This window comes from Prolixibacter sp. DSM 2831, from assembly GCF_056493735.1.
The window spans coordinates 86,910-110,601 of record NZ_CM151379.1; the positions used below are offsets into that span (position 1 = coordinate 86,910).

The following is a 23,692-nucleotide window of genomic DNA, read 5'->3' on the forward strand; positions in this document are numbered from 1 at the left end:
TGATTGAAAGAATAAGCATCGAAAACCAGGAACTGGTCACCCGGAGATCTCATGGGAATGGACTTTTCATGGTTAGTCACATACATTTCTCCAATCGGTGCATGCGCTGATTAGCGCTGTTTACTACTCCATTTACTCATCTCCCGTATCTTTCGGACGACTGTTCGTGTACAGCACGGAAATAGCCAATTGAAAGCTACAGCTATGTACTTTTTGATTTTCGAATATTATTGACATTTAAAGCAATGAACTGAGTGATCCGATTTTACCTGTTACACAGGAAAATGAACCGGACACGGGATTCACTGTTAAGGAAGTGATTGAAGTGACTGCAGGAGGTTTTAATCTCATAATCGTGAGATGTTTTTTTGAAACTCATAGTTTTGTGAAAGCAAAGAAAAGACTTGATTTAGTTGAATAGATACAATCGATATGACAAGCAAATACAATATACAGGAAGAAATCAAAAAGCGTGTCCTGGTGCTCGATGGAGCCATGGGAACGATGATTCAAAAATACAAGCTGGAAGAGGAAGACTTCCGGGGGACCCGTTTTGCCGACTGGAAACAGTCGTTGAGAGGAAATAACGACCTCCTTTCCATTGTTCGCCCCGATATCATTCGTGATATTCATGAAGAATTTCTGGAAGCGGGTGCCGACATTCTGGAGACCAATACGTTCAATGCCAACCGCATTTCCCAGTCCGATTACGGCATGGAAGAGTTGGTTTACGAACTGAATGTCGCTTCGGTGAAAGTAGCCCGCGAAGCGGCCGAAAAGTATTCAACGCCGGATAAACCTCGTTTTGTGGCAGGTTCGCTGGGACCGACAAACAAAACGGCATCCATGTCACCCGATGTGAATGATCCGGGTTTTCGTGCCGTTAGTTACAACGATTTGAAAGAAACCTACCGGGAACAGGTGGAAGGCCTCCTCGATGGCGGTGTTGACCTGCTGCTGGTAGAAACGATTTTTGATACCCTGAACGCCAAAGCTGCGCTGATGGCGATTGATGAAGCGTTGGAAGCACGTGGCATTCGTAAGCCGGTGATGGTTTCCGGAACAATTACAGACGCCAGCGGACGAACTCTTTCCGGGCAAACGGTTGAGGCATTCCTGAACTCCGTTTCACACATGGATTTGCTGACCATCGGGCTGAACTGCTCGCTGGGAGCGAAAGACATGCGTCCATACCTGGAAGAGCTGGGGCGGAAAGCACCATTTTATATCAGTGCTTACCCGAATGCCGGCTTGCCCAACCAGTTTGGTGAGTACGACGAAACGCCGGAAATGATGGCCGAGCAGGTGAAAGGTTTTCTCGACAAGAGCACGGTAAATATCGTGGGCGGTTGCTGTGGTACCACGCCAGACCACATTCGGGAACTGGCGAAACTGGCTGAAAAAGCCCGGCCGCATGAAAAGGTGCATCCCGAAGTAGCGATGCGCCTGAGTGGTTTGGAACCCCTTACGGTGAATCAAATGGCGAACTTCATCAACGTGGGAGAACGTTGTAATGTGGCCGGTTCGCGAAAATTTGCCCGTTTGATTCGCGAAGAGAAGTATGAGGAAGCGCTTTCCATTGCCCGTGAAATGGTGGAAGGTGGTGCCCAGGTCATCGATGTGAACCTGGACGATGCCATGCTGGACGCCAAAAAAGAGATGGTTCGCTTTCTGAACCTGTTGATGGCTGAACCGGATATTGCACGCCTGCCAATCATGATCGACTCTTCCAAGTGGGAGGTGATTGAAGCTGGGCTGCAGTGTTTGCAAGGGAAAGCGATTGTCAACTCCATTAGCTTGAAAGAAGGCGAGGAAGAATTTAAAGCACATGCCCATAAAATAAAGCAGTACGGAGCCGCAGTGGTTGTCATGGCTTTCGATGAAGAAGGTCAGGCTGACTCCTACGAACGCCGAATTCAAATATGTGAGCGGGCTTATCGTATCCTAACGGAAGACGTGCAATTCCCGGCAACGGACATTATTTTCGATCCGAATATTCTGACGGTCGGAACCGGTATCGAAGAGCACAACAACTATGCGATCGATTTTATCCGGGCAACGAAATGGATTAAGGAAAATCTGCCGGAAGCACGGGTAAGTGGCGGTGTGTCCAACGTGTCGTTCGCTTTCCGCGGAAACAATGTAGTCCGGGAAGCGATGCACTCGGCATTTCTGTATCATGCGATCAAAGCTGGTATGGACATGGGGATTGTCAATCCAGGAATGCTGCAGATATACGACGAAGTTCCGAAAGACTTACTGGAACACGTGGAAGATGTATTGCTGAACCGTCGTCCCGATGCTACGGAGCGGTTACTGGAATTTGCCGAAAAAGTGAAAGGCACCGACCAGAAAGAAGTGAAAAAAGATGAATGGCGCGAACTTCCGGTAGAAAAACGGCTGGAGCATGCTTTGGTCAAAGGAATCCCGGATCATGTGGAAGAAGATCTCGAAGAAATCCTTCCGAAGTTTGATGCGGCACTGAATATCATCGAAGGTCCGCTGATGGACGGGATGAACATCGTGGGCGACCTGTTTGGTGATGGGAAAATGTTCCTGCCGCAGGTCATTAAATCGGCACGCGTGATGAAAAAAGCGGTTGCCTGGCTACAACCACACATCGAACGGGAAAAAGCCCTAAATGGCGGCGAAGTGAAGAACCGTACCAAGGTTTTGCTGGCTACGGTTAAAGGTGATGTACACGACATCGGTAAAAATATTGTCGGGGTGGTACTGGCCTGTAACAACATCGAGGTGATTGACCTGGGCGTGATGGTCCCAACGGAAACCATTCTGGCGAAAGCCGAAGAGGAAAAGGTAGATCTGATTGGCCTGAGTGGTTTGATTACGCCTTCGCTGGAAGAGATGGTTTTGGTGGCCCGCGAAATGGAAAACCGGAACATGAATATGCCGCTGATTATCGGTGGGGCGACAACGTCAAAAATTCATACAGCAGTAAAAATTGAGCCGGAATACAGTGAACCTGTCGTTCACGTGAAGGACGCTTCACGTGCGGTTGGTGTGGTGCAGAGTCTGGTTAATCGTGAACAGAAATACATCGACGATATCAAAACCGAGTACGAAGGAATCCGCGAATTCCATGGAAATAAAAAGCCAAAATCGTACCTGACGTTTGAGCAGGCGAAGAAAAATGCCTTCAGCCCCGACTGGAAAACACAGCCGGTTTACACGCCCAATTTTACAGGTGTGAAAGTTTTTGACGATTATCCGCTGGAAGAATTGCGCGATTATATCGACTGGACCTTCTTTTTCCTGGCCTGGGAGCTACGGGCACATTTCCCTGATGTGTTGGACGATCCGAAAATGGGTAAAGAAGCGCGCAAGTTGTTTGCCGATGCCAACGCCATGCTCGATGAAATTATAGAGAAGAAAATGTTGAAGGCGAGCGGCGTGTTTGGTTTGTGGCCTGCCAACTCGGTAGGCGAAGATATCGAGTTGTACACCGATGAATCACGGACCGAAAAAGTAGGAACTTTCCATCATCTGCGTCAGCAAACCATCAAAAAGGAAAAGGGCAAGCCCAACTTTTGTCTCAGCGATTTTGTAGCGCCCAAGGATAGCGGCGTGAAAGATTACTGCGGAGGATTTGCGGTAACTGCCGGAATCGGTTTGGAGAAATGGGTGAAAGAATACAAGGAGGATCACAATGACTACAAGGCCATTATGATTGAGGCACTCGCCGACCGTTTGGCCGAGGCTTTCGCCGAAAGGCTGCACGAAAGGGTCCGGAAAGAGTTTTGGGCGTACGCTCCCGATGAAAACCTGACCAATGAAGAGCTGATTCGGGTGAAATACCAGGGAATCCGACCTGCACTGGGTTATCCGGCTTGTCCAGAACATTCCGAAAAGGCCAATTTGTTTAACCTGATGGATGTAGAGAAAAACACCGGCATTAAACTCACGGAGCATTTTGCCATGTACCCGGCAGCTTCGGTGAGTGGACAGTATTTCTCACACCCCGACTCGATCTATTTTGGTGTGGATAAAGTTGGAAAAGAACAGGTGGAAGATTATGCCCGAAGGAAGAACGAATCGGTTGAATTCATCGAGAAATTCCTTCCGGTGAATTTGAATTACAAATAAGATTGAGATGAAGAGAGGGAATCAAAGAAAGGTTCCCTCTTATTTCAACAATACTTTCCCGACAGCAATTTCAACACCGATTTTCTGATTGTCGTTGGTGTACACTACTCTTCCCGAAGTTGTCACCTGATTGCTGTTATAATTTGCTGTTCCGGTTATGACTACCAAAGCATAATCGGGGCTTCCGACATAGTCTGGCTTAGCATTTCCTATTCTTGCAGCGGTGGAACTAACAACACCGGCCAGAAAATCCCCGGCCTGGTATGTCCTGATTTTACCTGTTGATGGATCGATTCCGGCAATATCGCCTACTGACAGAGTTCCTTCAGCGGGCATGTATTCAGCGTAAGAATCCGGCCCGGCACTGATGAATGCATGTTGGTTAACCGTGATATTCCCGTTGATATTGAAAATTTCAGTGGTGTCAGATTCTGCATCGAAAGTGAACTTTCCGGAGGTTGTCAGATGCAGAAAGTCGCCTGAATTAATATTGGTGATGCGGAACAGATTGTTGTTATTATCCACATCCCATTCATTATCACCCTTCTTCAACATTAAAATGGAACGTTTATCGGTGGCAACAGACTGTATGAGGATATTGGCAGGACCATTGTCAGATTGAATGGTGACCGGATAGTTTCCGGTGTGTAATTGTGCCGTGCCCATGTTCAATTCCGAGGCTTTACCGTGAATCCAGGTATCGGCATAGATGTCATTTTCCGATGGTGTAGAGGGAGATCCGGTAGAGAATTTGCCGTTGATCTGCAGGTCAGCACTGTGCGTTTCGATGCGGGCAGTATCGTTCCCCCACGGAAACTCAAAACGGGTTTGAATGAAGCCTGAAGAATCTTCACTTTCAATGGAAAAATGTTGATGCAAACGGGTTGGGTAATGCAGATAATAGTGTGCGACCATGGCTATTTTGCCATCATCATGTTTGTTGTACCACACCACCGCTGTTTTTGCTGTATCGGCCGGCCATTTCATTTTAATAAGCGCCGATTCCGGCAAATGCGCTTGGTCGGTCTGTAAACGCATTCTTCCATTATCTCTCATCTCCAATGCAAAGGTCGAATCTGCCGAGCCAATCGATACTTTTCTTTGTGTATAAAGATTGTTTCCTGAAACCTGCCAGTTGGAACTATCAATAACGGTTTTCGCATGTAAAGCAATTGGAACCGGATGGAGATCGGCATAACCCAGGTCAAAAGTATTTCGGTCGCTCACCGAATGGGCTGTTATATGAAACACGTAGTTTTGGGACTGACTCCAGTCGATATTTTCGAAACTCCCGGTAACCGGTGTGCCTGCTCCGATGGATGCGTAGAAATATCCTGCCTGATTAGTTGTTACGGTTTGTTGTTCTTCGTACACAACTTGCGAATGGTCGACAGCAGAAACAAGTTGGAAATCCATTTCCAGCGATTCGTTAGCAGGAACCGTACCATCATCATTTTGTATTATTCCTTCAAACGGGAGATAGTAAGGCGACTGTGCCATTGCTAAGAATGGTAACAGAAACATGGCGATAATAACGATTGTCTTCTGCATAGCTTAGCGGATGAATAGGTTTCCGTTACTGAGAATATAACCAATGAGTTTCCCGTCTGGGGTGAGAGCCTTGTGTCCGTCGATTTGAATAGCGCCCGAGTTGACTGTAAATTGACCATGCGTGCCTACCAGAATATCTCCGGTGGAGTTTTGATGGTTGGCAATAAAAGCAGCGTTTTCGGTAGCCACACCGATGAACTCATCTCCTGCCTGGTAATCTCTCAGTTCTCCGGTTGCTGGATTTAGTCCAACCAAATCTCCGGCCGGACAACTGCCAGATAATGTCATATAGGATGCGGTGCCTCTGGTTCCTGAAATAAAACTGTTTCCAACAGAAACTTTTACATTTCCTGCTACATCTACTTTTTCAGTCGGAGCGACGATGCCAATTCCCAGGTTACCATTTTGTGCCATGGTTATTACATCCTGGTCATTATAGAAAATATGCAGGTTGTCGTTATTCTCAATTTTCCAGGTATTGTCTCCTTTTTTAAGCAAAATAGCAGCTGGTGCACTTCCGGTTGCCTGGTTGAGGAGCAGTTGCGCATTTTTTGATTCCTGATATATTTCCATTTCGGCATATTCCTCTACTCCCGTATTTTCCCAGTCCTTGTCACCAATTCCCAGCTTTTTCCCTGCACCAATGTATACGTCACCGTAAAATGCGGTTTGGCCGGGACTACCACTCGTTCCGACGATGAATTTTTTACTGCCGCTCACCTTGAATTCACTGTTGGTGGTAGAGAGTTCCACTTTATTGTATCCCCATGGAATGTTAAAACGGGGAATCAGGTTTCCTTTCGAATCGGAGGTTGCGATGCAAAATACGCTGTCGGGTTCTCCGTTGATGCCCAAACGGTAAGTATAAAGCGCTGCCCGGGGATTATCGTTCTTATCCACCCACATAATGGCGGGTTTGGCGGAGTCGGATTTCCATTTGAGTTTTATCATGGCGCTCTCATTCAGGCGGGTCAAGGTTGTTTTAAAACGAACCGCTTTGTTTACACCGAAATCGAGAGCCTCTTCCGGTTTGTCTGTACCGATTCCTACATTCCCGGCAGTATAGGAAAGTTGGTTACTTTGCAACTTCCATCCGGGATTGGAGTTGCCGGCAGCAAGTGCAAAAGGAACCGCATGGATGGGTTCTTTCTTAAAAACACGGTATCCGTTACCATCTTTCATATCGATGGAGATTTGTATGAATACTGTTCCCTGTGTCCAGTCAATGTCGTTAAGACTGCCACTGGCATCTGTGCCATTTCCGACAACGAGTTCAAGCATCCCGGTTGGTGACGTCGTTAGATTTTGTGATTCTGAATAAATCGGAGTGGACGAATTTTCGCCTTGCGTTAATTCAATTTGGCAATCAATATTTTGATTGATCACCGGTTGGTTGTTCTCATCGGTTAATTGTGTCTGATAAAGAAATCCGGGCCTTTCCTGTGCCTGCGATATTGATATCACTAACAAGAAAAGCAATAATGTGAGCTTTGATTTCAACATGAGGAAAGGGATAGGGATTAATGTTTCTTTATGAGTTTTCGCGTATCGACAACCTGATGTGTCTGTCTGTCGACGCATCGAAGAAGATATATTCCATCGGCTAACCCCGAGAGATTTAATTCCCTGCTATCGGTTACGTTGGAAATAGTTGAAATGGCCATGCCGGTTATGTCGTAAATGGTAATGTCCACGGGGGCAAGGTTGTTGACCAGCTTGATGTTCAGCGTTTCGCTAAACGGATTTGGATAAAACCGGTTCTTTGATTTTGCTTGTTCGTCAACGAAATTTGCTTGTGTTTTCATTGCCGGGATCGGATATCCCAACAGCTGAAAACCGGTTGCATTGCTTCCTGAAAAGCCACCGATTCTCCAATGCATAACAGTGCCTCCCTGATGCTTTTCTCCGCCTGATACGGACATCGTCAAGGATTGTGAGTAAGAATATGAGGTAAAAAGCAAGGTAAAGGCAAGGGAAAAAAGGTACCTCATATACAATATGTCAGTTACATCATAGAACGGCTAAATATAGAAAATTCCAGTCAAACAAAATGTTATTATAATACTAACTTATGCATTTGTTATCCTATTGAGTCGCTTCACTTCATTGCAATTTGTAATTTTGTAAGGAGATACTAATGAAGAACTGAAAGAAGGAGATCATCAGATTAAGATGGTTTTTGTGTGGACGAAAAAATAATTTTTGAATGAAAGTAAGCGACATTATCACCCAGTCTGATAAAACGGTTTTTTCTTTTGAACTTTTGCCGCCGCTGAAAGGACAGAATGCCGATAAACTTTATCGAACTATCGAAGATTTGCTGGAGTTTGACCCCAAATATATCAACATTACTACCCATCGCGATGAGATGGAATACCGCACATTGCCCAACGGATTGCACGAAAGGCGGACCATCCGGAAAAGACCGGGAACGGTAGCTATTGCTGCTTCCATCCAGTATAAGTATGGCGTGCCGGTTGTTCCGCATGTGGTTTGTGGTGGATTCACGAAGGAAGAAACCGAGAATATGCTTATCGACCTCAATTTTATGGGCGTTAAAAATGTGTTGGCTCTTCGGGGTGATAAGCTGAAGTCGGAGAATATATTTAAGCCGGAGCCGGAAGGGCATGCTTATGCCAGCGATTTGGTAAAGCAGATTGTTGATTTGCGGCATGGAAAATATCTTGACCCGGAATTGAAAAATAACACTCCCATGGATTTCTGTATTGGTGTGGCGGGTTACCCCGAAAAACATGCTGAAGCAACCAACCCGGATGTGGACTTGCTGAACCTGAAAAGGAAGGTAGAAGCTGGTGCCGATTACATTGTCACCCAGATGTTTTTCGATAACCAGAAATATTATGATTTTGTCGATAAGTGCCGGGCAGCCGGTATTACGGTTCCGATTATTCCGGGCATAAAACCTCTTTCAAGGAAGAACCAGGTGTCGGTGTTGCCGGGAATCTTCAGCATCGATATTCCGGAAGAGTTCGCCAAAGAAGTGAGGAAGTGTAAAAACAATGATGAAGCCCGTGAAGTGGGAACCGAATGGGCCATTCACCAGGCAAAGGATTTGATTGCCCACAACGCGCCGTGTTTGCATGTTTACACATACGGAATCTCTGATAATACACGGCAAATTGCCAAAGCGGTATTCTGACAACTAAAAAATATTCGAACAGGTAGCCTGTCTCTTGTTTGGAGGCAGGCTATTTTTAATCTATTCCGATCACTTTGCTGCGTCGTTCCATGATCACCGTGTCGCGCCAAATGCCATTCATCTTGCCCACTTTTTCGCGATAGCCCATGGTGCGAAAATCATACTTTTCGTGAAGTTTGATACTGGCTTCGTTTTCCCAAAAAATGCTGGATTGCAGCGTCCAGAATCCTGCTTTCTCGCTTGCTTCGATGAGACTTTTCATGAGGAGGTCGCCGATTTTCCGGCCACGGAAATTTTTTCCGATATAAACACTTACTTCGGCTACACCAGCATAAACCGGCCTCGACGAAACAGACGATAATGCAGCCCATCCGGCGATCGTTTTTCCAACAGAGGCAATAAGCCGACAGGATCGAATGTGTCCGCTATTCCATTCTTCCCAGGTTGGAACGGTTTGTTGAAAGGTGGCATTCCCGGTTTCGAGGCCTTCAGCATAAATGTGGGCGACTTCCGGCCAATCTTCCTGTGTCATGGCACGAAGATCTATAGATGTTGTTGTATTCATTGTTGCGGATAATTTCCGTGATGAAGGTAGGATCTGTTGCCTGAAAAATGATCGCCTGTTGAACGATTTATGGTTTTGTTAATATCCGATTGAAAACTCAACGAAGAACTTTAGCGTTTGAGAAGTATCCGGCAGGTCATGAAAACTGCGTTTTTTCACTACCGTGATTCTGTTTCCGGGAAAAACCGTAAAACTCAAAAAAAACTTTTGAAAATGAAGGAATGAAGGTTCGCCTTTCCTTTTTCATTTTATGATAACAGAATTAGGAAATTTCCGTTAACTTCATTCGTTAAAATCATAACCCATATATGGTCAAGAAGAAAAAAAAGAAGAAGAAACTAAGATTCAATAAAGCCGGTCTGAAAAAGGCGGTGCTTGATATTTTTTACGCCAACCCGAAAAAGACTTTCAACTACAAACAGCTATCAGCTGAACTTTTCATCCGCGATATGCCGACCAAAAAGCTGATTCATGTCGTGCTGGAGGAGTTGAGAGATAATGAAAACCTCGAGGAAATTAGTCGGGGTAAATATAAGCTGCGCTGGAAAGGCGGTTACATTAACGGAGTGGTCGAACTGACCCAGCAAGGCTTTGGCTTTATTATATCGGACGAAATCGACCAGGACGTGTTTGTTTCGGCAGCCAACCTGAAACGGGCGATGCATGGCGACAAGGTGAAGGTTTACCTTTATGCCCGACGGAAGAAACATAATCCCGAAGGCGAAGTGGTCGAGATTTTGGAACGGGCCAAAACCACTTTCGTGGGAACGGTCGAAGTTTCGAAATTTCATGCTTTCCTGATTCCGACACAAAAGACGCCGTTCGATCTTTTTATTCCGAAAGAAAAACTAAACGGTGCCAGAAACGGACAAAAGGCTATTGCGAAAATTCTGGAGTGGCCCGAACGTGCTAAAAATCCGTATGCCGAAATTGTTGAGGTGCTTGGAGATGTGGGCGAAAATGAAACGGAAATGCACGCTATCCTTGCGGAGTTTGACTTGCCGTATAAATTTCCCGGTAAGGTGGAGAAAGCAGCTGAGCAAATTCCCTTGGAAATTCCCAAAGAGGAATATGCCAACCGGCGCGATTTCCGCAAGGTTCCAACTTTTACCATCGACCCGGCTGACGCCAAGGATTTCGACGATGCGCTCTCGGTTCAAAAGCTTGACAACGGTTTCTGGGAGGTCGGGGTGCACATTGCCGATGTGACGCATTACGTGCAACCGAATTCGATTCTCGAGGAAGAAGCGTACAACCGGGCGACTTCGGTTTACCTGGTCGATCGCGTGGTGCCCATGTTGCCTGAAAGACTCTCGAACGGCGTTTGTTCGCTGCGGCCCAACGAGGATAAGCTTTGCTTTTCGGCCGTTTTCCAGTTGGATGACAAGGCGAACGTACATCACCGGTGGTTTGGTCGCACGGTCATTCACTCCGATCGGCGCTTTGCCTACGAAGAGGCGCAGGAAGTGATCGAAACGGGCGATGGCGACATGAAGGAGGAAATCCTGACGCTCGACCGGTTAGCTAAAGAGTTGCGAAATCAACGGTTTCAGAATGGTTCCATTTCGTTCGATCGCATCGAGGTGAAATTCGATATCGACGAGGATGGAAAACCGCTGGGCATTATTTTCAAAGTATCAAAAGATGCCAACAAACTTATCGAAGAGTTTATGTTACTGGCGAACAAATATGTGGCGGAATTTATCGGGAAACCGACACCGCACAAGAAAGCGAAGACGTTTGTCTATCGTATTCATGACAAACCCGATCCGGACAAGCTTGATTCGTTCAACCATTTCATTAAGCGTTTTGGCTATGGCATTCAAACCAATAATCCGAAAGCCGTTTCCGATTCGATGAATAAACTTCTGACGAATGTCGAAGGGAAGAAAGAGCAAAATGTGATCGAAACATTGGCCATTCGTACCATGGCCCGGGCCGAATATTCAACCCGGAACATCGGTCACTACGGTTTGTCTTTCGAGTACTACACGCATTTTACTTCGCCTATTCGCCGTTATCCCGATATGATGGTACACAGACTGCTGGCACGTTATCTCGACGGAGGCCGCTCAGTCGTGGCGCAAAAATGGGAAGAGATGTGCAAGCATTCGTCTGATATGGAGGTGCGGGCGAGCAATGCCGAGCGGTCGTCGGTGAAGTACAAACAGGTTGAGTTCATGAGCGATCACGTCGGAGAGGAATTCAAAGGCGTTATTTCCGGTGTTACCGACTGGGGATTGTATGTCGAGCTGGAAGAGAATAAGTGTGAAGGAATGGTCCCTTTACGGGATTTAACGGATGATTTTTATGAGTTCGACGAGAAGAATTACTGCATCATGGGCCACCACACGCACAAACGCTACCAATTGGGCGATGAAGTAAATGTGGAAATTGTTCGTACCAACCTGCAGAAGAAACAGATGGATTTTCGGTTGGTAGAAGATGGTGAATAACATATTTTTTTCGTTATTCCATAAAATTCCCAGTGGTTTAGGTTGGTTTACAGGTGTTTTCGCTATCTTGTGCTGAACAGTCGGGGCGAAAGTTCGAAAAAATCATCTATATTTGGCCAAATAGTAAGTAAAATAGAAATGAGTACTGAAAACGGAAGTTCAAAGCGCGATGCCGTTCGGGAAAACATTCTGACCATTGCACAGGAGATTTTTAGTAAATACGGTTACAAAAAAACCACACTCGACGACATAGCCAATGCCGTCAGGAAAGGGAAAAGCTCCTTGTATTATTATTTTAGCAGTAAAGAGGATTTATTCCAGGAAGTGGTGCAGAAGGAAGCCGACATACTCCGGGCGGAATTATCTAAGGTACTCATGAAAAATATTAGTCCGGAAGAGAAGCTGAAGGACTATATCATGACCAAGATTACCACCTACCGGCAGCTGGCCAATTTCTACAATGCCATTGAAAACGATTTGGCTGCGGTGGAGTTTGTGGATAAAATCAAGTCGCAATATGATCAGGAAGAAATCCGGATGATGAAGCGGATTTTGCTGGAAGGTGCCCGTCGGGGGAAATTTGCCGTACGCGATTTTACGCTGGTGGCCATCGGGATTACAACCGCGATTCGCGGACTGGAAATGCCGCTTTCGGCCGGCCCTTACAAATCAACTGACCTGGAGAAAAGTGTGGATGCCATCGTGCGCATCATCAACTATGGTATCATGAAACGGGATTGATTTTCCGAAAAGATAAACGAACCTAACCTGTCGATTCCCGGCAGGTTTTTTTGTGTGGTTAACATTCTGTTTAACGTAATCCATTAGGTCTTTTAGCCAAAATTTTAGGTTCGGAACATAATGGATTAGGTCTTTTACTCTTTCGATTGGGTTCGGGACCTAAACGATTCGTTCTTTTAGGCAATTTTTTAGGTCAGTCAGGCAAATGATTGGCTGATGAACCTATTCATTGGGGTCTTTTTGCCTAAAAATTGGGTAAGCTAACCAATCGAAGAGCTAAATAGCCTAATCGGAGGAGTAAAATTGAACATCGATGTATTAATTTATCACGTCGATGTTTAAATTTTGAGCTTCGAAACGGTAATTTATCGCATCGACCTTCCAGGTTAACGAAGTAATGCTCCATTTTTCTGGTAATAATGGGTACGCCAACGATATACTTCCGTGATTTTGGGAATGGAAACGAGAAATTACCATATCGGGACGAGAAAATACTGTTTCGAGATTTAAAGGGAACAGCTCGAATGGATGTCGGAGGCTTTTTTACCCGCTCACCTGCACATCAATACCCAATTTATCCTTCACGCGCATAGCAATTTTTTCCAGATCCTCAGTCGTCACTTTCGAAAGATTCTGTGTGGGCGTATCGCGGGCGATGGTGTATATCATCACGCGTTCGGGGTTAATCTCTGCCAACAGCTTCAGCCAGGCCGAAAGCTCTTCTTCGGTGGTATTGTCAATTCGATGTCCGGAAAATTCTCCCCGGATAAACATGGTCTGAATGGTGAGCTTTCCTTCGAATTTCTTCATGTTATTCACGACTTCCACCAAGTGAAAACGACCCAGCGGACAATCGAGCAGTTGAATGGTGTCAGGGATAGCCGAATCGAGCTTCAGGATGTTGTCGTCCACTTTCTTTAGTGCTTCCACCACCTTCGGTTTATGTAGCATGGTCGAATTGGATAGAACCGCTATTCGGGCATTCGGAAAGTATTCGTTCCGGGTGGCGATGGTGTCATCGATAATACCCGCAAAATCGGGATGAAGTGTCGGCTCTCCGTTTCCTGCAAAGGTCAACACATCGGGAGCTTCCCCCGCGTTTTTCATCTCCGCCAGTTTTTCGCGAAGCAGTCGGGCAACGGTTTCCCGTGAAGGTAGTTCGGCTTTCTTTTCCCGTTTGTGTGGAGTCCAGCCACACTCGCAATAGATGCAGTCGAACGAACAGACTTTGGTGTCGTTGGGGAGCAGGTTGATGCCTAGCGAAACCCCCAGTCGGCGACTTTTGACGGGGCCGAAAATAGTTTGGTCGAAAAGAAATGTGGACATGGCAATAATTTGCTACAAAGATGGGAAATTCTTCGTCAATTTAGATTAGCCGTTTTACGCGTGAGCCGGGCAATAATTTCAATTCTTGTAGATCCATGCCGGTGATGAGATTCAGCCCCGGTTTTTTTCCGGGTGCAATCGTACCGAGTTGCTCATCCATCCGAAGGGCTTTCGCGCCGTTTCCCGTAGCCCATTGCACCAGTTCACCGAATGGTATGTCCGGGAAATGCTGGTGAAGAGTAATCATTTCGTCGAGTACCGACAGCGAATGATTGGACGACAGACTGTCGGTGCCCAGGCAAATGCTAAGTCCGTTGGAGCGGAGCAGTTCCACATCCGGAAGCCGATCTTCGATAAATAAATTGGAATTGGGGCACAACACCAGCGATGTTTTCCCCTCGTCGCGGTTAGCATGTAGCCAATCGAGTTCTTCCTTTCCGGTAAACGTATTGTGTACGAGGAGTAGCTGACTCGAGGCCGGCAAAAACGGCAATACGCTTTCCAGTGAATTCTTCCCGGTAGGGTGAAACGATTTCAGATCGATGCCGAGATTTTTCCTGATGTGCTTCGCAATCTTGCCCTTTCCCGTTTGGTAGAGTTCGTTTTCCTCTTTACTTTCCTGGTTGTGCATCGTCAGAATAGCATCCTGCTCGAGGGCCAATTGACCAATTTTCCGGAAGAGCTGCTCGGAAATGGAATAAGGTGCGTGAGGAACAATCGAAGCATTTAAACCCAGCTCGAGCGCTTTTTTCTGCAAAAGCGCAATGTATTCAAAAGCTGCATCGGCTCTTGCGGGAGAAAATCCTAATGCCTCGATGAAGGTGTGATATTGAATCGATGATGATTTCTTCGTTTCGAATGCCAGGGGATTGTTGGCAATATCTCCCACTGCTACAATTCCGTTTCGCTGCATTTCAGCGTCGGCAATCCGGGCTGCTTCTTTGATGAGGTCTTCCTGTATTTCGCGTTGTTTGACAATGCGTGAGAGAAATCCGGCCATTCCGGTTTTCTCGGGGAATGTATTTCTTAGATGAGATAACTCGAGGTGGCAGTGCGCATTCACGAATCCCGGAACGATAACTCCGCTGTAAAATTTTACGTTGGCTTTTTCCGGCAGTTGACCACCGGTGTCGATGACTTCTTTGATGGTGCCATCCTTTTCGGTGACAACGATCCCGTTTTTGTATACTTTTCCGTTACCGGTGAATATATAATGAGCTGCGAACTTATTTTTTGCCATCGTCGGGCTTGAGTTTGGGTTCTTCTTTCTTTGCCTGTTCTTCCATCTCGTTAAGCCTGTTCAGTACCTGGTCGTAAATGGCGTCGTATTTTTCGGGATGTTTACCATAGTAGAGCACCGATTTGGCAAATACATCTGGATCAACATCATGTTTTTTACAGATGGAAAAATAAAGGTCGTTGGAGAAATTTTTGGTGGTTTGATCGAGGCGGAACCGTTGACCGTTGATGGCCTCCGAGAGGTGCATATCGACCAGCAGATCCACCATCTGTTTTTGAGGGAGAATTCCTTTCGGAGTTTTATTACTGTCGGAGCACGAAGCCAGCAGCCATAGCGCCGATATGAGTATGAAAATTTTTGTCCGCATGATTCTGTTTTAATGTGACCAAAGATACTTACCCATTGTATGAAAGACAAATGTTAAAGTTGCTGAAAATCGGGGGACCGCAGTATTAAAAAGTCTGTTTCGGGTTATGACGGGGCGATTTTTATCCTCGCAATTGCTGTTTTATGTCATATTATCGCAAAAGGGTAACAAACGTCAGTCTTTAGGGGAAACGAAAAATATATTTTTGACATTGGTTTCGAAGAAGTTCAATCAAAATATGGGGTAAGAGTTGGCCGGGCAAATTAAGAGTAGGATTAGTCGACGACAGTAATTGTCGATGAAATGCCGGCCGGCGGAATACGAGAGAGTGTGAGCGACCGACAGCGGATGGTTCAAATTTCCGGTTGTCCGTTGAAGGTCTGTAAATACGTGTGGAATAGCTGGAAAACGGTAGTCTGGCGGCTACCGTTTTTTTTATTCTATGATTGTTCGTCTTTTAATTCCTGCTTTTTCAAGGTCCGCATCTCGCGGTAAAGCGGCGAAGCAAAAACAAAGTCGTTCAACTTCTCATTCGACGTGTACAGAATTTCGTTTTTATTCCCTTCCCACCATTTTTCTCCATGCGAAATGAACAGAATGTTGTCACCAATTTCCATTACCGAGTTCATATCGTGCGTGTTGATAATGGTCGTGATGTCCAGGTCGCGCGTAATCTGATTGATCAGGTTGTCAATCAGAATGGAGGTCATCGGGTCGAGACCCGAGTTGGGCTCGTCACAAAATAGGTATTTCGGATTGAGCACGATGGCCCGGGCAATCGCTACACGTTTACGCATCCCTCCCGAAATTTCAGCTGGATATAATTCGTTGGCACCTTTGATATCGACCCGTTCGAGGCAGAAGTTAACCCGTTCAAGCTTTTCCTTTTCTGTTTGCTTGCTGAACATGTCGAGCGGAAAGCGCACATTTTCTTCTACCGTAAGGGAATCGAACAACGCACCGCCCTGGAAAACCATGCCGATATCCTGCCGCAAACTTTTCCGTTCTTTATTTGAGAAGTGGGCCACATCTTCTCCGTTGTACAGAATTTCTCCCTCATCAATCTCGAGTAAGCCAACAATGGATTTCAGCAAAACGGTCTTACCCGAACCGCTTTGTCCGATAATCAGATTGGTTTTTCCTTTCTCGAATTTGGTGGATATATCTTTCAGAACCGGGCGTTCTTCGAAGGATTTGCACAGGTTTTTTATCTCGATCATTTGAAGAAGATTTGCGTCAGAATTAAATCAAAAAACAGAATTAAAATACTGGTTGTCACCACCGACTGTGTACTTACTTTTCCTACCTCGAGCGCACCTCCATCGACATAATAACCTTTGTATGCCGGCACCGATGCAATGAGGAAACCGAATACCAGCGTTTTTAATCCCGAAAAGGTAACATAGTAGGGTACGAATGCGTAAGTCACACCATTCAGATATTGGGCGGTTGTGACAACTCCGGCCATTGGACCAGTGATTAAGCCACCAACCAGTCCCGTGGCAATACTCAGGATGAACAGCATCGGACTCACAAAAACCACCGCGATAATTTTGGGAAGAATGAGGAACGAAGCCGAGTTAACACCCATAATTTCCATCGAATCAATCTGCTCGGTAATTCGCATACTTCCTATTTCGGTGGCAATGTTGGCACCAACTTTTCCGGCCAGCATCAGGCTAAGAACCGTCGAAGAGAACTCGAGTATGAGTGTATCGCGGTTGCCGAGTCCAATCAAATAGCTGGGCATAAACGGATTGGTTAGGTTATAGGTTAACTGAAGGGTGATAATTCCTCCCATGAAAACCGATATGATCACCACGATGCCAATGGAATCAATTCCTAGTTTTTCGATCTCAACCAGTAACTGACGCCAGTAAATCCGGCCTTTTTCCGGCTTACTGAATACTTTCTTCATCAGTAACATATACTGACCCAGGTGGAAGAAGAATTTCATATATCTGGTTTTTCTAATTCTTTGTAATGCCTTTTGTCGTGCATTATTTGCTCAGGTTCTGTCGAATTTCCGGTCTGCTTTTCAGTTCGGTTCTTTAACCTATTATTGTACAAATATGCGCGTGTCTTTGTTTTACGGATAAAATAACAAGTTGATTATCAGTAGCTATTTTCTCTGAACCATTTCTTTCCTAAACACCCGAACCGGATGGATAGCCTGTTTGATACATTGATCTAAAAGTACAAAATAATTAAGGAATGCTCTTATTTCTGCCTTTTCTTAGCTATTTGATCATCCTGAAGGATTTTGACTTTACCTTTGCAAAAATTTGGATAAATTTGGTACAAAACCGTTCATATGGACAATTGCAATAATTACTGCGTCATTATGGCTGGTGGTATCGGAAGTCGATTCTGGCCGCTCAGTACGCAAGACAGACCGAAACAATTTATTGATATTCTGGGAGTAGGAAAGTCTTTACTTCAACTCACTTTTGAACGCTTCAACAAGATATTCCCTGCTGAAAATATACTGATAGTTACCAGTGAACGTTACCGCGAAATGGTGTTGGAGCAGCTGCCTCAGCTGGATTCGGACCAGGTGCTGTGTGAGCCGCTCAGAAGAAATACAGCGCCTTGTATGGCTTATGCGACTCATAAAATTCTTAGTCGCTGTAAAGATGCCAACATCGTTGTGGCTCCGTCCGATCATCTGATTTTGAAAGAAGATGCGTTTCTGGAGGAGATTCGTAAAGGAATGGATTTCACTGAAAAGAACAACGTACTTTTAACACTCGGAATAAAACCAAGCAGACCTGAAACAGGATATGGATATATTCAGGTAGCGGACAGTTGTGAGTACGATGATTATGATAATCTGTATCATGTAAAAACATTTACCGAAAAGCCCGATCGGAAAATGGCTCAGCTGTTTATGGAGACAGGTGAATTCTTTTGGAATTCGGGCATTTTTATCTGGTCCGTAAAGGCCATTCACGAAGCATTGTCGAAGTACCTTCCGGATGTGAACACCGTTTTTGAGAAGGGCTACAAATATTACCATACAGAAGACGAAGTCCATTTTATCAATAAAGCGTATTCTGAATGTCCGAATATTTCTATCGATTACGGAATTATGGAGAAGGCGGATAACGTCTACGTTCTTTGTTCCGATTTTGGTTGGTCCGATCTGGGAACCTGGGGCTCTCTTCACGAAAATCATCATGTCGATGAAAATCAAAATGCCGTGTGGGGAAACAAGGTTTTTCTTTATGAAACCAGAGATAGCATCATCAATATGCAAGGAGAAAAAACTGCTGTGGTGCAGGGGTTGGAAGGGTACATTGTTGTGGAAACAGACAATACTCTTTTGATTTGCAAAAAGGATGATGAGCAACAAATCAGGCAGTTTGTTGCAGATGTGAATCTGGCAGAAGAGAAAAAGTAATCACAAAATATTTATTACAATAAGAGGCTTCCTCAAAAGGAGGCCTTTGTTGTTTTGCCTGTCATCTGATCTGGCTGATTTTTATACCTTAGGCATCAAATCTGAAAATTATGCAACGAAAAATCCATCTTTTCCTGACGCTGGCCATCCTGTTCCTCGCGTCCTGTTCTCATTCCGGTAAAACCGGAAAACAAAAAGGACCGGTCGTACTGATAAAAACAGAATATGGCAACATGAAAGTGTTGTTGTACAACGAAACACCACAACACCGCGATAATTTCCTGAAACTGGTAAAGCAGGGATTCTACAACGGACTGCTTTTTCACCGCGTAATTCCTGAGTTTATGATTCAGGGCGGCGATCCGAAGTCGCGGGATGCGGAACCCAGTCAGATGTTGGGAAACGGTGGCCCGGGTTATACCCTTCCGGCAGAATTCCGGCCCGATTTGATTCATAAGAAAGGTGCTCTGGCAGCAGCGCGTCTGGGCGATCAGGAAAATCCGGAAAAGCGTTCATCCGGCTCACAGTTTTACATTGTCGAAGGGAAAGTCTTTACTCCTGAAGCACTCGATTCGCTGGAAACATTGCGCACGCAGCATGAAGCTCAGACAATTTATCATCAGCTGTTTATGAAGAAGGCCGACTCGGTACGCATATTGCAGGAGCAAGGGAAGCAGATTGAGTATGCTGATATGCTCGATCGATTGGAAAAGCAGGCTCAGGATAGTGCCGCTTTGCATCCGTTCCATTTTACGAAACAGCAACGGGAGACCTATACCACCATTGGCGGTGTTCCGCATCTCGATGGCAACTACACCGTATTTGGTGAGGTGATTGAAGGCCTGAATGTAATCGATTCCATTGCTCACGTAAAAACGGATGATCACGACAGGCCCGTGAAAGATGTGAAGATGAGCATGAAAATATTGAAGGATTAGCGAAGAAGTCAGGCTATTTGCCTGTTTCTTCAATTTTCATTTTATTCACGGAAAACATTCAAAAACAGACCGGATTGTGAAGAAGATCGTTTTCTTGTTGGTATTATTTTTTGCAGTAATTGCTGCTAAAGCTCAGCAGCCCGAACATGTTGTGGTTATCTCAACGAACTTCGGTGATATGAAGTGCAAACTGTACAATGACACACCGAAGCATCGTGACAAATTTTTACAGGAAGTCAGGAAGGGTTACTACAACGGAACCTTGTTCTACAGGGTGATACATAATTTTCTGATTCAGGGTGGAGCTGCTGATTCGCGCAATGCGCCTCCGGGGAAGCGCATTGGCTATGGAGATCCGGCGTTCACGGTCGACGATGAGATTCGTCCAAACCATTTCCACAAGAAAGGTGCTTTGTGTGCTCCCCGCCAACCCGACAAAGTGAATCCGTTCAAGCAATCTGATATCTCGCAGTTTTATATTGTCGAAGGACGTGTTTTCCGTCCGGGAGAACTGGATACAATGGAACTGGCAAACAACGTTCCCATCAAAAAGCAAATTGTCAGTCAGATTCTGACACCCGAAATTAAAGCCAAGCTGAAGAAGCTGAAAGAGGAAAAGAAAGTGAAGGAATTCAGGGCGATTGCCAATCCAATTAAAGGACAGATCGAAACGGAATATGCATTGAATCCTCATGTGTTGAAGTTCTCCAAAGCACAGCGAAAAGCGTATACAACGGTTGGCGGTTATCCGGAACTGGACGGAAAGTACACGGTTTTTGGGGAAGTGATTGATGGCTTCGATGTCATCGACAAGATTGCTGCAATGAAGACAGACAAAAATGATCGTCCCCTCACCGATGTGAAAATTTTAAATATTAAAGTGATCAAATAAATGGCACGAATGAGACAACTGTTAATTCTGACGCTTGCGGTGGTATTGGTTTCCTGTGGTGGTTCAGGGAAAAAAGGCAATACGTCCGGAAAGAAGGGCGCAAAAACCGAGAAGAACGCGCCGGAGAAAGTCTCATTCGGAAAATTTTTGCCCTCCATTTTTTCAGTTACTACCTACGACGGGAAACGTCGCCTGGAACAGGGAATGGGTTTCTTCCTGAACGATAGCGTTGCTGTTAGTCTCTATTCGCTTTTTGGAAATTCGAATCGCGCCATCGTGCAGCCGCTGGATGGAAACAAGACCTATGAGGTAGCCGGCTTTCTGGCGGTCGATCGAATCAATGATTTGGTGTTACTGAAGATAAAAAATTTGCACCGGCCCGGATTGAAATTATATACAGGCCATGTTCCACAGGCGGCTCTGACCTATTTGGTTAGTCCCATAAGGGGAAATACAGTTCCTGTTGGCACGGGAAAAATGCTTGAAGAATCGACCATTCAGGGGAATCATGTTTTCCGGATATCCAACGTGATTTTTGGATCGACCTGTGGACGGCCGGTTTTTCTTAAGAACCGTGAAGTGTTGGGGGTTGGCAACCTCTATTCCGCCGGCATCGATCAGGATTATCTGGCCATTCCGGCTGAACTTGTTGAGAAGCTATTAAAGAAGCAGACTGAGCCGTTAAAACCACTTTCGCGTCTGGGTGGGAAAGTTCCCCCGGCCGTGAGTGCTGCCAATGCTAAAATCAAGGGGGTGTTGGTGGAAACCGATTATGGTAACATCACCATCAAGCTTTTCAATAATATGCCGCTTTACCGCGACAATTTTCTTAAACTGGTCCGGGAGCATTACTACGACTCGCTGCTGTGGCACCGGGTCATTGCCAAATTCGTGATTCAAACGGGCGCGGCGGATACGCGGCATGCCAAGCCCGACGATATGGTGGGTTGGAAAGGTCCGGGTTACACACTGCCCGCCAACATCAACCCTAAGTATTTCCATCGCCGTGGAATGGTGGGCGTTCCGCGTCTTCCCGATAGTCAAAACAATTATAAGCGTTCGGACGGAAGCCAGTTTTATATTGTGGTAGGAAGAAAGTACTCCGATAGCGAGCTGGATGACATTGAAAAAGAGAACCACATCAAGTTTTCGCCGGAACAACGAAAGGTTTACAAAACCATTGGCGGAGCGCCAACGCTGGATGGTGAGTATACCATCTTTGGTGAAGTAACTTCGGGAATGAATGTGGCGGACCGGATTGATACCGTGAGCGTGGACAAATATTACCGGCCATTGCGAGATATTCGCGTGAAGCGCATTCGTATCCTGAAGTGATTATTTTCTTCCCGGTAGGGAAAGGAAAAACTCGGCAATTCTCAAATCTACCGGATGCGTAATTTTGATGTTTTCGCGATTTCCTTCCACAAGATGAACCCGAAAGCCAGCACTTTCTGCTACCGAAGCATCGTCGGTGAATAACGGATCGTAAGCTTGTTCGTAAGCTTTTAGCAACGTCGACGAATGGAATACTTGTGGCGTTTGCACCGAAAAATAACGGCTGCGGTCAACCGGAACCGATTTTTCCATAGTCCCTTCACGTAACGATTCAACAACGGACAGAACCGGAATAGCAGCTCCTTTTTTTTCCGCTACCGCGAAGCAATCGTTGATGGTGGTTTGGCTGACCAACGGCCGAACACCGTCGTGTATAGCAACTAAATCGGAGTCGGACAAAGCCGACAAACCGTTTTTTACCGACTGAAAACGCGTGTCTCCTCCGGAAACAACCTGATGCCGAAGGACAAAATGATGATTCAGACACATTTGTTCCCAGAAAGGAATCTGTTCGGCAGGAAGAACTACAATCAATTCCATGGATGAGTCGAACCGGTGGAAAGCTTCGAGTGTGTACATCAGAACAGGTTTGCCTAATAATTCGAGAAACTGTTTCGGTCGGTCGCTTTTCATTCGCGAGCCACTGCCGCCGGCAACAATAATGGCGGAACGTGTCGTCGAATGTGAGTCGGTTCTGTTCATGGCGATTCAGGTCTGATTTCGGTTTTCCCTGCAAATTTAGTCTTCCCTTTACAAACCTTACGGTGATTTCGAATAAATTTGGTGAAACTGCATAAGCATTTTATCATGAAAGAGATTCTTGACTTTTTGAATGACTTGGAAAAGAATAATAACCGCGAATGGTTTGAAGAAAATCGGGCTCGTTACGAAGCGACCCGGAACCAGTTTTTGGTTTTTACTGAATTGCTGAATAATGAAATCAGGACGTTTGATCCGGAGGTGCCAATACTCGCTCCAAAAGATTGTATGTTCCGGATTTTCCGCGATGTTCGGTTTTCGAACGATAAACGTCCCTACAAAAACAATTACGGAAGTTTTATTGCCCGCGGCGGACGAAAATCAGGCTATGCCGGTTATTATCTGCATTTGCAACCGGGAAGTTCTTTCCTGGGAGGAGGCGTGTATATGCCGCCATCCGACCGGTTGAAAGCCATCCGGCAGGAAATCTATCTCGATCCGAATGGCTTTATGGAAATAAAAGATGACCCCGAATTTCAGCGATATCTCCCCGATGAATACGATGACAAACTGAAAACCGCACCCCGCGATTTTCCGAAAGACTGGGAATACATTCATTTGCTGAGGAATAAATCATATGCTTATGGCCGAAACCTGAGTGACGAGGAAATTCTATCGCCTTCGTTGATGGAAAATGTGTTGGAAACCTTCAGAGTACTTTCCCGGATGAATCATTTCCTGAACCAGGCCATCGATGATCATCTGAAGTCCTGAAGTCAGTCCAAATTCTTCACGGTTTGTCAGTGAAAGCGGGAGAAGCAAAAGAACTTTGAAATGTAGATTTATTACAAACTATCGTTCTGACCTACTAATCTGTAAGTCAATTTGTAAATATTGTTAATTTCGCGGCGGATT

At 45.5% G+C, this 23,692-nt stretch carries 19 protein-coding genes; 9 read left to right on the forward strand and 10 right to left on the reverse strand.

What is annotated here, in order from left to right; translation table 11 throughout:
• Positions 1-432 precede the first annotated feature (432 nt).
• The gene (gene metH, locus AC060N_RS00340; protein ID WP_479525415.1) at positions 433-4,104 is read left to right on the forward strand and encodes a methionine synthase; all 3,672 of its coding nucleotides are present in this window, start codon (positions 433-435) and stop codon (positions 4,102-4,104) included.
• Positions 4,105-4,143: 39 nt separating this feature from the next.
• Here the strand turns inward: metH and AC060N_RS00345 are convergent, their stop codons facing one another.
• Genes AC060N_RS00345 through AC060N_RS00355 form a run of 3 tightly spaced genes read right to left on the reverse strand, consistent with a single transcriptional unit; the run spans position 4,144 to position 7,577 of the window.
• Complete coding sequence (locus AC060N_RS00345; RefSeq protein WP_479525416.1) at positions 4,144-5,655, reverse strand: hypothetical protein; 1,512 nt, start codon at positions 5,653-5,655, stop codon at positions 4,144-4,146.
• Positions 5,656-5,658: 3 nt separating this feature from the next.
• Positions 5,659-7,158, reverse strand: coding sequence for a hypothetical protein (locus AC060N_RS00350; protein WP_106541041.1), 1,500 nt, complete (start codon positions 7,156-7,158; stop codon positions 5,659-5,661).
• 17 nt (positions 7,159-7,175) lie between these two features.
• Positions 7,176-7,577 (reverse strand): T9SS type A sorting domain-containing protein, encoded by a 402-nt coding sequence (locus tag AC060N_RS00355; protein WP_479525417.1) that lies wholly within the window; start codon positions 7,575-7,577, stop codon positions 7,176-7,178.
• A gap of 284 nt (positions 7,578-7,861) precedes the next feature.
• Between AC060N_RS00355 and metF the strand changes: the two genes are divergently transcribed.
• A complete protein-coding gene (gene metF / locus AC060N_RS00360) occupies positions 7,862-8,815 on the forward strand; it encodes a methylenetetrahydrofolate reductase [NAD(P)H] (protein WP_479525418.1) in 954 nt (317 codons plus the stop codon).
• A gap of 55 nt (positions 8,816-8,870) precedes the next feature.
• Here the strand turns inward: metF and AC060N_RS00365 are convergent, their stop codons facing one another.
• Positions 8,871-9,380, reverse strand: a complete 510-nt coding sequence (locus tag AC060N_RS00365; RefSeq protein ID WP_479525419.1) for an N-acetyltransferase family protein — start codon at positions 9,378-9,380, stop codon at positions 8,871-8,873.
• Positions 9,381-9,688: 308 nt separating this feature from the next.
• On the opposite strand from AC060N_RS00365, the gene rnr reads away from it, so the two are divergent.
• Positions 9,689-11,836, forward strand: a complete 2,148-nt coding sequence (rnr, locus tag AC060N_RS00370; protein ID WP_479525420.1) for a ribonuclease R — start codon at positions 9,689-9,691, stop codon at positions 11,834-11,836.
• A 138-nt stretch (positions 11,837-11,974) separates the two neighbouring features.
• Positions 11,975-12,577, forward strand: coding sequence for a TetR/AcrR family transcriptional regulator (locus AC060N_RS00375; RefSeq protein WP_479525421.1), 603 nt, complete (start codon positions 11,975-11,977; stop codon positions 12,575-12,577).
• Between the two features lie 543 nt (positions 12,578-13,120).
• Here AC060N_RS00375 and AC060N_RS00380 read toward each other — a convergent pair.
• The 5 genes from AC060N_RS00380 to AC060N_RS00400 all read right to left on the reverse strand — a co-directional run bounded on the left by AC060N_RS00380 (position 13,121) and on the right by AC060N_RS00400 (position 17,467).
• Entirely contained in the window at positions 13,121-13,903 is a 783-nt protein-coding gene (locus tag AC060N_RS00380; RefSeq protein ID WP_479525422.1) for a radical SAM protein, read from the reverse strand.
• A gap of 40 nt (positions 13,904-13,943) precedes the next feature.
• Complete coding sequence (locus AC060N_RS00385) at positions 13,944-15,143, reverse strand: amidohydrolase family protein (protein ID WP_479525423.1); 1,200 nt, start codon at positions 15,141-15,143, stop codon at positions 13,944-13,946.
• Positions 15,130-15,510 carry a DUF4296 domain-containing protein gene (locus AC060N_RS00390; protein ID WP_479525424.1) on the reverse strand — a complete coding sequence of 127 codons (381 nt, stop codon included), beginning with the start codon at positions 15,508-15,510 and terminating at the stop codon, positions 15,130-15,132. The genes AC060N_RS00385 and AC060N_RS00390 overlap by 14 nt, the downstream gene beginning before the upstream one ends.
• 440 nt (positions 15,511-15,950) lie before the next feature.
• A complete protein-coding gene (locus AC060N_RS00395) occupies positions 15,951-16,730 on the reverse strand; it encodes an ABC transporter ATP-binding protein (protein ID WP_153640861.1) in 780 nt (259 codons plus the stop codon).
• Positions 16,727-17,467 (reverse strand): MlaE family ABC transporter permease, encoded by a 741-nt coding sequence (locus tag AC060N_RS00400; protein ID WP_106541051.1) that lies wholly within the window; start codon positions 17,465-17,467, stop codon positions 16,727-16,729. The genes AC060N_RS00395 and AC060N_RS00400 overlap by 4 nt, the downstream gene beginning before the upstream one ends.
• Positions 17,468-17,824: 357 nt before the next feature.
• Here AC060N_RS00400 and AC060N_RS00405 point away from each other — a divergent pair, with 357 nt between their 5' ends.
• From AC060N_RS00405 to AC060N_RS00420, 4 genes are all read left to right on the forward strand, one after another.
• On the forward strand, positions 17,825-18,913 hold the full coding sequence (locus AC060N_RS00405; protein WP_106541052.1) for a mannose-1-phosphate guanylyltransferase: 1,089 nt from the start codon (positions 17,825-17,827) through the stop codon (positions 18,911-18,913).
• Positions 18,914-19,023: 110 nt separating this feature from the next.
• Positions 19,024-19,851: a peptidylprolyl isomerase gene (locus AC060N_RS00410; protein ID WP_479525425.1), complete on the forward strand. Its 828-nt coding sequence runs from the start codon at positions 19,024-19,026 to the stop codon at positions 19,849-19,851.
• 76 nt (positions 19,852-19,927) lie between these two features.
• Complete coding sequence (locus tag AC060N_RS00415) at positions 19,928-20,743, forward strand: peptidylprolyl isomerase (RefSeq protein ID WP_463229081.1); 816 nt, start codon at positions 19,928-19,930, stop codon at positions 20,741-20,743.
• A 9-nt stretch (positions 20,744-20,752) separates the two neighbouring features.
• A complete protein-coding gene (locus AC060N_RS00420) occupies positions 20,753-22,078 on the forward strand; it encodes a peptidylprolyl isomerase (RefSeq protein WP_479525426.1) in 1,326 nt (441 codons plus the stop codon).
• Here the strand turns inward: AC060N_RS00420 and AC060N_RS00425 are convergent, their stop codons facing one another.
• Entirely contained in the window at positions 22,079-22,780 is a 702-nt protein-coding gene (locus AC060N_RS00425) for a 2-C-methyl-D-erythritol 4-phosphate cytidylyltransferase (protein ID WP_463229084.1), read from the reverse strand.
• A gap of 105 nt (positions 22,781-22,885) precedes the next feature.
• Between AC060N_RS00425 and AC060N_RS00430 the strand changes: the two genes are divergently transcribed.
• The gene (locus tag AC060N_RS00430; protein WP_463229086.1) at positions 22,886-23,551 is read left to right on the forward strand and encodes a DUF2461 domain-containing protein; all 666 of its coding nucleotides are present in this window, start codon (positions 22,886-22,888) and stop codon (positions 23,549-23,551) included.
• The last annotated feature ends 141 nt before the right edge of the window (positions 23,552-23,692 follow it).

What these genes read in the sequence shown, in the direction of transcription:
- metH (WP_479525415.1), top strand. Translation starts at nt 433, where the DNA reads ATGACAAGCAAATACAATATACAGGAAGAAATCAAAAAGCGTGTCCTG.
- AC060N_RS00345 (WP_479525416.1), bottom strand. Translation starts at nt 5,655, where the DNA reads ATGCAGAAGACAATCGTTATTATCGCCATGTTTCTGTTACCATTCTTA.
- AC060N_RS00350 (WP_106541041.1), bottom strand. Translation starts at nt 7,158, where the DNA reads ATGTTGAAATCAAAGCTCACATTATTGCTTTTCTTGTTAGTGATATCA.
- AC060N_RS00355 (WP_479525417.1), bottom strand. Translation starts at nt 7,577, where the DNA reads ATGTCCGTATCAGGCGGAGAAAAGCATCAGGGAGGCACTGTTATGCAT.
- metF (WP_479525418.1), top strand. Translation starts at nt 7,862, where the DNA reads ATGAAAGTAAGCGACATTATCACCCAGTCTGATAAAACGGTTTTTTCT.
- AC060N_RS00365 (WP_479525419.1), bottom strand. Translation starts at nt 9,380, where the DNA reads ATGAATACAACAACATCTATAGATCTTCGTGCCATGACACAGGAAGAT.
- rnr (WP_479525420.1), top strand. Translation starts at nt 9,689, where the DNA reads ATGGTCAAGAAGAAAAAAAAGAAGAAGAAACTAAGATTCAATAAAGCC.
- AC060N_RS00375 (WP_479525421.1), top strand. Translation starts at nt 11,975, where the DNA reads ATGAGTACTGAAAACGGAAGTTCAAAGCGCGATGCCGTTCGGGAAAAC.
- AC060N_RS00380 (WP_479525422.1), bottom strand. Translation starts at nt 13,903, where the DNA reads ATGTCCACATTTCTTTTCGACCAAACTATTTTCGGCCCCGTCAAAAGT.
- AC060N_RS00385 (WP_479525423.1), bottom strand. Translation starts at nt 15,143, where the DNA reads ATGGCAAAAAATAAGTTCGCAGCTCATTATATATTCACCGGTAACGGA.
- AC060N_RS00390 (WP_479525424.1), bottom strand. Translation starts at nt 15,510, where the DNA reads ATGCGGACAAAAATTTTCATACTCATATCGGCGCTATGGCTGCTGGCT.
- AC060N_RS00395 (WP_153640861.1), bottom strand. Translation starts at nt 16,730, where the DNA reads ATGATCGAGATAAAAAACCTGTGCAAATCCTTCGAAGAACGCCCGGTT.
- AC060N_RS00400 (WP_106541051.1), bottom strand. Translation starts at nt 17,467, where the DNA reads ATGAAATTCTTCTTCCACCTGGGTCAGTATATGTTACTGATGAAGAAA.
- AC060N_RS00405 (WP_106541052.1), top strand. Translation starts at nt 17,825, where the DNA reads ATGGACAATTGCAATAATTACTGCGTCATTATGGCTGGTGGTATCGGA.
- AC060N_RS00410 (WP_479525425.1), top strand. Translation starts at nt 19,024, where the DNA reads ATGCAACGAAAAATCCATCTTTTCCTGACGCTGGCCATCCTGTTCCTC.
- AC060N_RS00420 (WP_479525426.1), top strand. Translation starts at nt 20,753, where the DNA reads ATGAGACAACTGTTAATTCTGACGCTTGCGGTGGTATTGGTTTCCTGT.
- AC060N_RS00425 (WP_463229084.1), bottom strand. Translation starts at nt 22,780, where the DNA reads ATGAACAGAACCGACTCACATTCGACGACACGTTCCGCCATTATTGTT.
- AC060N_RS00430 (WP_463229086.1), top strand. Translation starts at nt 22,886, where the DNA reads ATGAAAGAGATTCTTGACTTTTTGAATGACTTGGAAAAGAATAATAAC.